The following is a 13,604-nucleotide window of genomic DNA, read 5'->3' as shown; positions in this document are numbered from 1 at the left end:
ATTGAAAGTCTCAGATCTATCAATACTCATTAGCAAACTACATTCATAACTCTAAATGACGCTCGCGATTTCTTCTGTAAGATTTGAATGTTTGAACAAACAAGAAAACACCTCAGCTCAATCTGCTTATTTGTAGCGATGTTCGATAAAATGCAAAATTGCATCAGCTTGGGATCCATGCACATTTTTTATGTGTGCACGGACGGGGTACTATCAGCGAATCACAACGCCCCAAGGGAATTTGCCAACAGGAATATCTGTTATTTTTTCATTCTTAACAGTATCAATCACCGAAACACTATTGCTACGCCCATTAGCAACATAGAGTTTTTTACCATCAGGCGTGAGTGCCATATTCCACGGACGTTCGCCAGCGGGAATGGTCGCAATCACAGTGTTGTTAGCCGTATCAATCACGCTGATATTGTGGTCGCCGCCATTGCTCACATACACACGGCTGCCGTCATGCGACACTTTCACGCCATTTGAACGCAAGCCAACGGGGATTTTATGTAATATTGCCCAATCGCCTACAGAGACCACTTCAACCAAATTGGCCGCTTCATTGGCAATGTATGCGAGCTTGCCATCAGGTGAAAAGCCTATGCCACGCGGGTGTTTGGTGGATTGAATCAAATGCACAGATTTGTGTGTTGCCACATCAATCACATCTACATTGCCGCTTGCTTCATTGCTTGCCAGCAACCATTCACCTTTAGGTGAATACACGCAATGCTCGGGGTTTCTACCTTGTGTTTTGGTGGTATGTACCAGCTTATTGGTTTTTAGATTCACGAATGAAACTGCGTGTTCTTCTTCTAAGCAGGCGGCTAAGGTGGTGCCATCTGGCGAAATGTCAATGCCTTCAGGTTCGTCACCCACTTTAATTAAACGTTCTTGCTTGCTCTTGGCAATATCAACCACCGCTACTGCGTTTTTGTCGCGCACTACCACATAGAGTTTTGTGCCATCAGCATTTATGGCGACTGCTTGAATCTTTTTACCGAATTTACCTTTTTTTGGCAACGTGTTTACTACAGTATCGGTGCTGGTATCAATTACCGAGACTGTGCCGTCTTTTTCATTAGGCACATAAGCAAACGGCGCGGCCAAAGCTGCGCTACTCACCAATAAAGTTGCAACCAATATGGCGGTTTGTTTTAATGAAAAAGAAGATATTTTGCTAGCATTCATAATCAATTGACCTTGGCAGATTTAATGTAAGTGGGTAAAAAATGCCAGACACGGATCAGGCGTCTGGCGTAAACACTTTGGAGAGTGATGAAGACCATCATAATGAGATGTTGGCGTCCTAGATACTTAATAAATCCCAAAAAAGCATGGGATTAAATCCCGAAAAATTATAGCTAAGGTACTAGCTCGGTCTTGCTTGGGTCGTGGTTATAGCGTGGTACTTGGATAATATCGCCGCCATGCAACTCTGGTGTCTTGTCGCGCGGGATGTTCTCATACGCTTCTCTGGCCTTTTTAATTTTAGTTTTAGGCATTTCCAGAAAGAAAAGCAGAGAGGTGCCACTGCTAAAGCAGTAAATTTTTTGATCGTCAGGATCAACCCAGTTAAGGGAACAGTCTGCTTTGATTTTTTGCCCTGCTATTACACCAATCGGGTCGTGACTATCAAATTCGCCATGCATGTTTTTTGGCACCACGGCTTTCCAAGTACCTGTTGATGTATCTCTTTCAACCGCAAATGCAGTATCTACCAAGCAAAATAATAAAAGTGAAGAAGCTGCTTTCATAGGTATATTCATAAGGTTTCCTTAACCGTGATTTGTAAAAGTGTCCGTCAGTTTTGTTGCAAAATCTCTATGGCACTAAATCGGTCTTTTTCGGATCGTGGTTATAGCGCGGCACTTGAATAATATCGCCATCGCGCATTTCAGGCACTTTATGCACGCGCACGCTTTTCACTTTCACTTTGCCGGTTTTTTCATCCAGCCAAAAGTCGATGTCATAAATCTCATCTTTGCTGCCTTGTCTGCGAAAATCCGTGCAGGCAAAAAATTGTCCCCCTTCTTTTAACTTACGCACAGGTTGATGCACGCCGATAAACTCCAGTTCCACTTCTTTGCCCGTTTTATCGTCCGTCAATTTGTACAAGCCTGTTGCCTGTTTAGATGAAACAATATGCTCTTCAATGGCCGACATCACTTCCCAACTGCGTTTTTGTTCTGATTCACCCGGGTGTTCAGAGGCAGGAATCCACCACCACGGTTTGGGTTGGCGTTTTACCAGCGTCCAATTAGCGCCGTCTTTCTTAGGGGATTTATAAATGCGCACATCAAATAAATCGAGTTTGCCGTTTTTTGGCTTCACCCAAAAATCAATTAGGTATTTTTTATTATCGTCATCTTTTGCGGTAAAAATGGCTTCAGGAAAGAAGCCGTAGCCATGCAAAGTGCGCATAAAGTCAATATTTTTATATTTCAACGGTAATTTTTCACCGGTTGATGAATCATGCACATAATAAATACCGCTGTTTTTCTTGGCTTCGTCTTGAATCAGTTTATCCGTCCATGCTTTTACATCATCCACGCTATATTTGCCCATATCATCGCCCGTTTGCGTGACTTCACCAGCGGCAAAGTGGTCTTTTGCGCGTTCTAGGTTGCGTTTTTGGTCTTTATTGAAAGCCACTTTTGCATCTTCTGCACGAAAGCAGTAAGTTTTGCCTTCAAACACCATGTTTACAGAACAATCCGTTTTAATGCGCTTGCCTTCAGCCAAGCCCATGACACACATATTATCAAACTCGCCCGTCACTTTAGGTGTGTTTGCTTTTTCCTTTGTTGCTTCAGCCGCCGCTACTTGCGTATTGCCTAGTGCAAATAAATGCGGGCTTGCAGCTAAGCCAGCCGCAAGCCCTAAAGCGAGGGTTATTTTAAACAATTGTTTGCGTATGAATGGCATTTTAATGCTCCTTATATTAAGTTAAAGATATACTTAAAATGCATTATCTTCTTTTATCGTGTCGCTTAAAGTAATTATCGTCACACTAAACAGCATTTCATACGCAACTTAATTATTCACATTCAGCTTACTTTTCAAGTGCCTTTTTCAAGCCTACCGCCGCCGCATCATAAAGCGCGTTAATGACTTTGTTTGCCGCTGGGTTATCTGCGCCTTCTGGGGCTTCCATCGTGTTGGCTTTGTTATAAAAGCGTGCGGTTAAAGTGACTATAGATTGCCCTGCCGCCTTGCCTGCTTTCACTTGCGCTACAGTACGATAATTGCTCACGGCAATGGTGCTGTCGGCACCATCCACCATTTTGTAATCCAGCTTCATGTCAGCATCGTTGGCATCACGCAGTTTTTCTAAAAAGGTGGTGCCATTCTTTAGCGTCACTAGGCGATGCGGCAATGTTTTATCAGATTCAGCATCTTTTCTATCTTCCAATTTCACATCAGTCACATCAGGATGCCACTTGCCAATTGCGCCAAAATCTTTGAGCAAAGCCCAAACTTTAGCTGGCTCAGCTTTAACTTCAAACTCTTTCACCACTTTTTGCCCACTTGGGCCGTGCGCTTGTGCAGCTAGTGGTAACAAACAAGCCATGGCTAACATTGCTAAAAACTTTTTCATACCTACTTTTCCTTATACTTAAACTAAATTACTTAAACTAAATTATTGCGCTTCAATGACTTTTTTCAAATTTGGCAAACCAGCGTCATACACACCTTCAACGGCTTTTACGGCGGTTTCATTGTCTTCACCTGATTTGGGGTGTACATCATTGGCTTTGTTATAAAAACGGCCTGTCCAAGTGACGGTTGATTCGCCTGCGGCAGGGCCTGCTTTTACCGTCATGACTGCGCGGTAGCCACTCACAGGTAAAACGCCTTCTACAATTTTATATTCCAGCTTCATTTCTTCATCTGAATTGATAGTTTGTTTTTCTAAAATCGTACCGCCGCCTTTTAAAGTGAGTAATCGGTGTGGCAATTGCACGCCGTCTTGGTCAGCTTTAGTTTCGGTTGATGTGCTTTCTACGGCGGGATGCCATTTGTGGATGCCGCCAAAATCTTTCACCACTGCCCATACTTTAGCTGGCTCTGCTTTAATCACCACTTCACGAATGACTTTTTGTTGACTTGGCGCATTAGCCGCATTTGCTGAAAATGGAATTGCAATCACTGCTGTCAAAATTACCCATAAAAGCTTCATTATTATTTCCTAATTTATTGATTCAATCATCAGTGAAGCCGAGTTGCCAGCTTCACATTTCGTGGATATTTATTCTTTTGTCGGTGTTTTTTCTGTCAGCAGATAAGCAATATAATTGCCTTTTTCTTGCGCTGTACAGTCACTACCAACAACTTCATTACAATGCTTGGTAAAGTTCTTCTCCACTGCATCCATTGATTTGAAACGTTTAGCATTCACCGCAGGTGACAGCGGCTTGATTGGTTTGCCAGTGACAATGTGTTTACCTGTATCCGCCGGATTGCTCGTATGGCATGAAGCGCATGCAATCGCCTTACCAGGATTATTGACGTCACCTTTAAACTGAATGACTTCACGATTAAAAAATGCTTTGCCATCATCTACTGACAAACCGGCATAAGACGAATCTGCTTTTTTTGCAGCGGCAGCATATTTATCTGCCAGCTTTTGTGCAGTCACTGCATCTGCATATACATTTGTTGCAGCAAGGCTAAGCATTACTGATAAAGCAAGATGAATCGTTTTCATAAAATACTCCTGAAATTAAAAAATAGTTATTGCGCAGCGCCTATAAACTGCCCGAAAGCACGGCTTTGAGCCCCTGTTTTGATGGTATCCACCACTTTATTGGTTTTGGCATCAATGACCGTCAATGCGTTGTCCATCCAGCTTGCCACATATACTCGCTGATGTTTGTTATCAAAAGCGATGCCTTCTGGCGTACCACCCACGTTAATCGTTTGAATCACTTTTTGGGTTTTTCCATCAATGACCGAAACCGTATCCTCATGCGTATTGCTCACATAAAGCCTTGAGCCATCCGCATTGGATGTCACACAATACGGATGCTCGCCTACAGGAATCGTCGTTGTGACAACATCACGCCGCACATCAATCACCGAAACAGAATTGCTTTCTACGTTGACCACATAAAGCAGTTTGCCATCGCCCGATAAAGTCATGCCAAACGGGTGTTTGCCGACTGCTATTTTGTTAATAACTTGATGCGTTCTTGCATCAATCACGCCTACTTCATTACTATCGCGGTTTGCTACATACAAACTAGCGCCTTCGCGGCTTAGCACCATTCCTGCCGGGGCTTTACCCATGCTAATAGTGGTGAGGGTTTTATAAGTGTCAGTTTCTATCACTAAAATTTGGTCATGAAACCAATCTGCTACAAATAATTGCCCGCCACTTTTATTCAGCACCACGCCCACAGGGGCAATTTTTCCCAGCTGAATTTCATGTATCACTTTGTTTTGCGCCATATCTAGCACCGAGACTGAGCGGCTTTCTACATTAGTGATATAGGCGCGATTAGATAATGGATCAATAGCCACGCCAACAGGGGCTTTACCTACAGGGACGGTGGCACTCACTTTGTGGCTAGCCAAATCAACCACAGATACAGTGTGGTCGCCTTGATTAGTCACATAAGCGAATGGCGCGGCAAACACTTGCAAATGCGCGCTTAAAAAAAGATTGCCCAACAATACAGACAGTCTTTTGATTTGTAGCCTATTCAGCATTTACGCCATTACCACTTAATGTTTTTAGCATCGCCACGAAAGTTACCACGGATGAAGTAAATGATTCTCCACATATCATCTTCAGTTTTTACGAGTTTGCCGTGGGCTGGCATAGGGCCTACTACATTTTCACGACCTTTACGGGTGTAGCCTTGCTTCATTAACTCATCACTACCTAATGCGATTAGGCGGAATAGTGTGTCATCATCTGCGCCAAATACCCAAGTTTCGTTTGATAACGGCGGACACATACCGCCGCCGCCATTGCCGCCGTGGCAACCGTTACAGCTTACACCCATGTATTTTTTCTTGCCTGCTTCAACTAAATCCGGATTCATTGTTGTATATGAGTACGGGTTTTTTAACGACCCTTTCTCGGCAGATGTTGCTACATCATACGGTGATTTATCTGAAGCTAAGGGTTTAATTTCCGGGGCTGTAGATTTTTTCTTTTGTGCAGGCAGTGGAAAACCATCAGCACCTACAGCTGGGGCAGACGCAGCGGCAGCTTCTGGCGTTGCTGGTGTTTCAGCGGCAGCAACCACGATTTTTTCAGGCATTACTTTTTCAGGGGCAGCATCTACTTTCTTCACTTCAGCAACCACGGCTGATTTAACAGTTCCAGTGGCTTTTTCAGCAGATTTATCTGTGCCTGCGGCGCAAGCGTTGAGTGACAACATACTTAACATGGCAACTATGCCTGCATAACGAAATTTCATGTTCAAAGCCTTTCAAAAAATAACAACAAATAATACAAAAATCTACTAAAAACACTTTACAGCCAACTAAACATTTAACGCCGTGCGGATGATTTGGCATGACGGATTAAATCCTAAATTAACCTAGGATTTAATCCCGCCAATTGATACCGTGCTATTCCATAGGCTTTTCTAGCATCACAATGGCTTTTTGCGCATCATTTTCTTTGGCTATCTGCAATGCAGTTTTGCCTTCATCATCTTTCATGCTTGCTTTTGCGCCTGCTTTTAACAGCAAGCTCACAATCATGTCTTGATCTTTATGCGCGGCAATCATCAGTGGTGTTACACCACCTGCATTTTTCGCGTTGGGGTTGGCTTTATATTGCAATAAAGTTTGCGCCAAGGTTTGGTTGCCTTTGGTGACAGCCAGCATTAAGGCATTATATTTACCTGCACCCATGGCAAAGTCTGGGTTAGCATTGTTATCTAACATCGCCACCGCTGCATTGGCTTTGTTATCAGCCACAGCCATCGCAAGGGCGGTCATGCCATCTTTATTGACAAGGTTGTAATCGGCTTTAAATTTGCCCATCAGGCGAAAGAGTTTCGGCTCGTTTGATTTAACCGCATACATGGCGGCTGTCCAGCCATCGTGGTCTTGCTTGTTGGGGTCTGCTTTATATTCAAGCAAGCCATTCATCACCACTAAATCATTGCTTTGTACGGCAATCATAAGCGAGGTTTTACCCTCGATATCCTGGGTGTCAATTTTTGCGCCGCGTTTAAGCAGGTATTCAATGCGCGTAGCATCGCGCGCGATGCTGGCATTGATAAGCTCTTCATCTAGGCTAGAGCCTTGTTTCAAGGCTTCGTCCACCATGGCAGGCAAGGCGGCAATATCTGATTGCACGGGAATAATGGCTTTCCTGACAATGGGCTTGTATGCGCCGTGCGTCGGTAAATTGCCAGATACCACGCAGTCATCACACTTCACCAGCGGCACACCGTATTCATCCAACACTTTTTTGATTTTATCTTTTTCTTTCAGCATCACCGCTTCAATGGCAGCTTTCAGGTCATGTGCATTTTTACGCATACCAATCGCCAATGAAAATTCCATGGGGGTTCTATCTTCCATCATGTTTAAAGGCACAATTTCAATGGGGGCTTTTTTCATGGTTTTGTACCAGCCCGCCATTGGCCCCCAAAGCGCGGCCACATCTAGTTTGCCATCTATCATCAGCTGCACATCCATGTGCGGTTGGCGCTCAGGTCTCAGATCGGCATCATGCGCAATGGTGCGCACGATGGTGTTATTGCGATTAATGCCATGCTCCTGCAACACAGTGCGAATGGCCGAATGCTGGAATACGCCCACTTTGTAATCATTGAGCAGTTTAGGGTCATCTAACGACTTAATGTTGATGCCTTTATCATTCCTGTACGCCAACACAAAAGTGCTACGGTAAATTGGAATGGTAGTCATCATGCGATTATCATCGGCGGTCATATCCATCAGAATATCGCATTCGTTATTATCAAACGTTTGCCGTGTTAAGCCACGCTCTAAATACGGGCGATAAAAATAACTGGTATGCGTACCCATGCCCTCAGCAATAATGGTGGCAATTTTGTTTGAAAAACCCTCACCTTTATCTGATGTAATTGGCATGTTACCAGGGTCAGCACAAATGCGTAGAGAACCCATTGTTTTGATTGAACTTGGTGTTGGCACCTCGTCCGCCATTACAGGCAATGCCAATGCCGCAAGACCTAAAGCCAGTAAAGATTGTTTGAAAACGGATTGCTTGGACATCGAATACCCCATAAGATAAAAGTTTATTATTTGAATTTATTGAATAATTAACAGAAGTTATTGCATTTTAACGTCATTTTAAGAACATTTTACTTTTTAAAAGTTCAGTTAAATTTAAAGATTTCATGTAGGAGCGATATTTATATCGCGAAGATTGCAGGTTATTTCACCAATGTTTCGCGATATAAATATCGCTCCTACATACGACTTTTCAAGTGCTTTAGCACTTAGAAAATCGGAGTGCCTGTGGTACATAAAAACCTTACACATAGAAAAAGCAGGTGACGCATAAACGTCACCTGCTAACTTTTACTTACACTTCTTGCAGACTAACAAATTAGTCTAAACGGAAGGTGTACAGTGCACCGCCTTGAGGAATCTTGTCGAGACCTGTTGCTTTAGCCATGGCTGTCGCACCGATCGCGCCGTACTTGTCATCCATATCTAAACCTGCTGTTACAGGTAAACCGATCCAGCCGCCGATACCTGCCCATACAGACACGTATTGTTTGCCTTTTACTTTGTAAGTGATTGGGTTACCGATGATGCCGGAGGACAATTTACGGCTCCATACCACTTTGCCTGATTTACGGTCAACCGCGCGGAAATCACCACCCAATGAACCGTAGAACGCCAAGCCGCCGTCTGTTACTAAAACACCACTCCAGTTTGGATACGGGTCAGAAATTTCCCAGATGGTTTTACCAGTCACTACGTCAAATTTCTTGAGTTTACCGGTCACGCCTGGTTTTTCTGGATACATGTACACGTTAGCAAACACATACACAGTACCTTGTTGGGTGTGCGTACGTTCTTGTGGCTCATCTTCCATACACCAGTTGTTGGTTGGCATATAGAAAATGTTCGGCTCTTTAGGATCAACCGCCCCTGGTTGCTGGTCTTTACCACCCATTGCAGATGGACAAGCTTGTGTATTGACATCACGTGCAAACGGAGAGTGCTGCTCGACCTTGACTGGACGACCAGTCTTCATGTCAATCTTTTCAGCCCAGTTTACGGTCACAAACTTGTGAGCACGTAACAATGTACCGTCTTTACGATCCAGCACGTAAGCAAAGCCGTTACGGTCAAAGTTTACTAACGCATCGTATGATTTGCCGTCAACTTTCAGGTTATCAACCAAAATGTTTTCGTTTACGCCATCATAATCCCATTGGTCAAATGGTGTTTTTTGATAAGCCCACACCATTTTACCCGTGTCGATATTACGCGCCATAATGGTCATAGACCATTTGTTATCGTGCTTACCAACATTGGTTTTTGGATCAACTTCGTTACATTTTTTATGCGTTAAATCAGCACCGGTGTTGCTGCAACGGTAAGAAGGAGACCAGTGTCCAGGGTTACCTGTACCTGCGTACATAATGCGTAATTTAGGATCATAAGTGAACCATGCCCAAGGCGCACCGCCACCAATTTTCCACTCATCGCCTGGGTATGTGAACCCGGTTTTTTGACCATACAAACCATAATGCGGATTCGCTTTATTGGTATCTGGTGTTAAGCACAAATCTTCATCTGAACCCGTACTATGACATTTCCAAACTTCTTTACCCGTTTTTAAGTCATAAGCAACGGTACGGCCACGTGCGGCAAATTCATCGCCACCGAAACCAGCAACCACCAAACCTTCAGCTACCATGGCCGGACCGGTGTGCGTTTCACCTTTTTCTGGGAAAGCATGTTTAGTCACCCAAACTTCTTTACCCGTTGTAGCATCTAAGGCAATCAAGAAACCATCTAATGTATGGAACACCACCTTGCCATCAGCATAGTTCAAACCGCGATTGATGGTATCGCAACATGCGCGTGGCACAGCAGATTCATCACGGTCAGATTTTTTAGTGTAGTTCCAGATTTGTTTTGGTTGATCAGGATTGGATAAGTCCAGGGCCTGCACAATGTTAGGCCAGGCACTGACAAGATACATCATGGGCTTGCCGTTGTGCTCAACCACCACTGGCTGACCTTCATGACCGCGCAATGTGCCGGATGACTGAGACCAGATCATTTGCAGGTTCTTGACGGTGCTGGTATTGATATCTTTCAGTTGACTGTGACGATGCATCGCCAGGTTTTGGCCTGGGGCTGCCCACATATTGTGGTCTTTACTGCGTTTAATAATTTCTTCATTTGCTGACGCTTGACCCACCATGCCGATTAAGGCAACGGCACTCAAGGCAGTAAACATGGCTTTTAATGTCCAGTTCTGTTTCATACTTCCTCCGTGATTAAAAATTCAACCCCTAAATATTTGCAACTTGTAACAAATCATTACAATCACAACATGGTTCGAACTATATGCCTGCTTCATTTTCAGCGATTGAGAATTAGTCCTTCAATAGGTTGGGATATTTTCCCGTCCAATATAGGAAGGTAAAATTAACTGGCTAGCGAACAACGCACATGATGATTAAGGGTTCGACCTTAGTCGACTATGGACTTTTTCTTGATGACGCACTCAAAATCTCACAATTTGCTTGATGCAGTGGGTTTCGGGAATTATTCCTATATTTTGGCGTGACTATCCCTGTTGTGAAAAAATGCCAAACATTACAAGCTTGCGATGTTTGTATTGGTGACGATAAAGCAATGGGCACCTCTATTTATTCAAGTTTCTAAGTCAGACTAGGCGCGAATAAAAAATTAGGACGCGGTATATATTTGATATATAAGGAGTAATTTTTTGTGAGTAACAACGTATGACGACGAAAATTGAATAAATAGAGGTGCCCCAATGCCAAATCAAACTAAGCACACCAGCCAATCTAAGCAGGCAATCACTCAAAAAATGCATAGTCGTAGCATAGCGCTCGATTCAGTATGGGTTCCCATTGCTTTCTTAAGTGTGTATGCCATATCAAGCCACTTCAATTTTTCAGAAAATTATTATATTTGGGCGAGACAATATGAGCAGGGGTTAGATATTGATGAATTGCTGCCTGCACTGCTGGCAAGCTTGGGTGCTTTGCTATGGTTTGCTAAACGACGCATCAATGAATCCAGGATTTTGATTAAGAAAAATCACGCATTATTACAGCGAGTACTAGAAGTGCAAGAAGGCGAGCGTAAACGCATCGCACGCGATTTACATGATGATTTAGGGCAATACCTCAGTGCAATTAAAGCGCAAGCTGCTGGCTTATTGGTTGATGCAAGTAGCTCAGTGGATGTGCAACTTACTGCTAAAAGCATTACATCAAGCGCAGACCACGCCTACCACACCACCCACAATTTAATACGCACATTGCGCCCTGTGGCCTTAGATGACCTTGGGCTATCTGCGGCATTAGAGCATTTGCTTGATACATGGCGGTCGATAAGCACAGAGACGATGCAAAGTGTAGCCAGGCTGGATAAAACTAGCCGCCCAACCAATTACCAGCTACATATTCATGGGGATATTGATAGCTATATTGAAACCGTCAACATTACCGTATTTAGAATCGTACAAGAAGCATTGACCAATATTGCCAAACATGCCTGCGCGCAAACGGTGCTCATTGACATTAAAGGTCACATTGAAAGCAAAGCAAATAGTTTAAGTGAATGGTATTTAACCATAGCGATTACTGACGATGGCGTGGGCTTTGATATGTCCAAGCAAAATTCTGGCTATGGCTTGCTTGGCATGGCAGAGCGCGTTGAAGCGCTTGCTGGCAACATGGAAATAAGCAGCCAAGCCATTGCCACCCACGCTCATACTGGTACAAAAATTAACATTCGGATAAAGGTTTGAAAGTAATGGGGTCATCTAATGGGGCTAACTTATGAAAACAGCCGTTAAAGTTTATCTGGTCGATGACCACGCCGTGGTACGTGAAGGCTACAAGCACCTGCTTGAAAAAGCCAACATTAAGGTAATTGCAGAAGCCTCGACTGGCGAAGAGGCTTATAAAAATTATGATGGAATAAAACCTGATATTGTCATCATGGATTTATCCATGCCTGGCATGGGCGGTATAGAAACCATCAAAAAATTATTAGCTAAAGACAAGCACGCTAAAATACTCGCGTTCAGCATGCATGATGAAGTGGTTTACTGCACACGCGTCATGCAAGCAGGCGCAAGTGGCTACGTCACTAAATCCAGCGCGCCTGACGTGTTAGTGGAAGCTGTGTTTGCGATTGCCGCCAACAAAAAGTATATCAGCCACGACCTTGCCCATACAATAGCCACGCAACATTTAAAACCAGACACTGCTTTAGATAGCTTAACGCCTAGAGAATTTGAAGTATTCAGATTGCTCGCAAAAGGGCTGTCGCTAGAAGACGTAGCCAATATCCTCAACCTGCATTACAAAACCGTCGCCAACCACCAAACGCATCTTTTACAAAAGTTGCATGTAGAAAATCGCTCGCAATTAGTACTGGCGGCAATTAAGTTGAATATTTTGGAAAGCTGAAGACTAGCAGCCTGTCGGATTTGAAGAATCGAAGCGAGAATTCGGCTGGGCGAGGATAGATTTTGCCTGCTTACCCCATTTACCGTTTCTGCAGGTCAGTAGAATAACTATTGGGCACCTCTATTAATTCAATTTTCGTCGTTATGCCGCGTTACTCACAAAAAATTATTCCTTATATATCAAATATATACCGCGTCTTAATTTTTTATTCGCGCCTTACCTAACTTAGAAACTTGAATTAATCGAGATACCCTATTGACCAAAAAAGCGGTGAAAAATAGACCGTTCAGACGGATTTGTAGCCGATTTCTTTTAAATCCGACAGGCTGCTAGTCAGGCAAGCAATATCACACCGTCCACTTTTGCCGCATTTTTATCAAAAGTCACCATTTTTTCACATCCAATATGGCGATATTGTGCAACCATCAGACAGTCAGAAAAATCTGCAGAACCATTTTCAAAACTAAGTAAGGCTTGCTCAAATACATCTTCTGATTGAATGGTGACGTTATAGGTTTCAAGCAAAGCTTTGAATAAAGTAATAATCTGCAATTTATCAAGCTTTGCGCAAGCACGTAACACCCATTCACTTTCTTGCAAGGTCAGCAAACTGATGATGATTGTATCTTTGCCTTCAATCAATTGGCTGGCTGATTGAAATTGCTTTTCATCATCGCGCAGTACATAGCGTATTAAAATATTGGTATCAAGCCCAATCATAAGTGTTGCATTGCCTCAACGCTTATCGGCGCACGATCTGCATCATAAAAAACGCCTGCTAATGATGAGATGTTTCTTTTTTTAGCACGCATTATCACCGTGCCATCGCTCAATAAAGTAAAGTGCAATTTATCTTGCGGTTGTAACCCCAGGCTATCTCTGATTTCTTTAGGGATAGTCGCTTGTCCTTTGCTGGTCATTGTTGCTTGTGCTAACATGATT

At 43.4% G+C, this 13,604-nt stretch carries 14 protein-coding genes; 2 read left to right on the top strand and 12 right to left on the bottom strand.

All coding sequences use genetic code 11. From position 1 onward, the window contains the following. Positions 1–213: 213 nt before the first annotated feature. The 10 genes from Q8J82_RS12870 to Q8J82_RS12825 form a co-directional block, all read right to left on the bottom strand. A complete protein-coding gene (locus Q8J82_RS12870; RefSeq protein WP_305328441.1) occupies positions 214–1,194 on the bottom strand; it encodes a beta-propeller fold lactonase family protein in 981 nt (326 codons plus the stop codon). Between the two features lie 173 nt (positions 1,195–1,367). Then, positions 1,368–1,772, bottom strand: a complete 405-nt coding sequence (locus tag Q8J82_RS12865) for a hypothetical protein (RefSeq protein WP_304892041.1) — start codon at positions 1,770–1,772, stop codon at positions 1,368–1,370. Between the two features lie 55 nt (positions 1,773–1,827). After that, positions 1,828–2,931 (bottom strand): hypothetical protein, encoded by a 1,104-nt coding sequence (locus Q8J82_RS12860; protein ID WP_304907978.1) that lies wholly within the window; start codon positions 2,929–2,931, stop codon positions 1,828–1,830. A gap of 127 nt (positions 2,932–3,058) precedes the next feature. Beyond that, on the bottom strand, positions 3,059–3,604 hold the full coding sequence (locus Q8J82_RS12855) for an SRPBCC family protein (protein WP_304892039.1): 546 nt from the start codon (positions 3,602–3,604) through the stop codon (positions 3,059–3,061). A gap of 42 nt (positions 3,605–3,646) precedes the next feature. After that, on the bottom strand, positions 3,647–4,186 hold the full coding sequence (locus tag Q8J82_RS12850; RefSeq protein WP_304892038.1) for an SRPBCC family protein: 540 nt from the start codon (positions 4,184–4,186) through the stop codon (positions 3,647–3,649). Positions 4,187–4,255: 69 nt separating this feature from the next. Further along, complete coding sequence (locus tag Q8J82_RS12845) at positions 4,256–4,714, bottom strand: DUF1924 domain-containing protein (RefSeq protein WP_304892037.1); 459 nt, start codon at positions 4,712–4,714, stop codon at positions 4,256–4,258. A gap of 26 nt (positions 4,715–4,740) precedes the next feature. Then, a complete protein-coding gene (locus Q8J82_RS12840) occupies positions 4,741–5,718 on the bottom strand; it encodes a YncE family protein (RefSeq protein ID WP_305328440.1) in 978 nt (325 codons plus the stop codon). Between the two features lie 8 nt (positions 5,719–5,726). Then, on the bottom strand, positions 5,727–6,437 hold the full coding sequence (locus Q8J82_RS12835; protein ID WP_304907976.1) for a c-type cytochrome: 711 nt from the start codon (positions 6,435–6,437) through the stop codon (positions 5,727–5,729). Positions 6,438–6,591: 154 nt separating this feature from the next. Beyond that, complete coding sequence (locus tag Q8J82_RS12830) at positions 6,592–8,235, bottom strand: quinoprotein dehydrogenase-associated putative ABC transporter substrate-binding protein (RefSeq protein ID WP_305326290.1); 1,644 nt, start codon at positions 8,233–8,235, stop codon at positions 6,592–6,594. 337 nt (positions 8,236–8,572) lie between these two features. Beyond that, a complete protein-coding gene (locus tag Q8J82_RS12825) occupies positions 8,573–10,474 on the bottom strand; it encodes a PQQ-dependent dehydrogenase, methanol/ethanol family (protein WP_305326289.1) in 1,902 nt (633 codons plus the stop codon). Between the two features lie 519 nt (positions 10,475–10,993). Between Q8J82_RS12825 and Q8J82_RS12820 the strand changes: the two genes are divergently transcribed. Next, positions 10,994–11,995: a histidine kinase gene (locus tag Q8J82_RS12820; protein ID WP_304907973.1), complete on the top strand. Its 1,002-nt coding sequence runs from the start codon at positions 10,994–10,996 to the stop codon at positions 11,993–11,995. Positions 11,996–12,026: 31 nt separating this feature from the next. Further along, positions 12,027–12,662, top strand: coding sequence for a response regulator transcription factor (locus Q8J82_RS12815; RefSeq protein WP_304891478.1), 636 nt, complete (start codon positions 12,027–12,029; stop codon positions 12,660–12,662). Between the two features lie 333 nt (positions 12,663–12,995). Here Q8J82_RS12815 and Q8J82_RS12810 read toward each other — a convergent pair whose 3' ends face one another. Then, positions 12,996–13,382, bottom strand: coding sequence for a PIN domain-containing protein (locus Q8J82_RS12810; protein WP_304891477.1), 387 nt, complete (start codon positions 13,380–13,382; stop codon positions 12,996–12,998). Continuing rightward, positions 13,379–13,600, bottom strand: a complete 222-nt coding sequence (locus tag Q8J82_RS12805) for a type II toxin-antitoxin system PrlF family antitoxin (RefSeq protein WP_304891476.1) — start codon at positions 13,598–13,600, stop codon at positions 13,379–13,381. Before Q8J82_RS12805 ends, Q8J82_RS12810 begins: the two co-directional genes overlap by 4 nt. Between the last annotated feature and the right edge of the window lie 4 nt (positions 13,601–13,604).

It is taken from the genome of Methylotenera sp. (assembly GCF_030684185.1).
Lineage (GTDB): Bacteria > Pseudomonadota > Gammaproteobacteria > Burkholderiales > Methylophilaceae > Methylotenera.
This window is presented reverse-complemented; position numbering and strand designations above follow the sequence as displayed.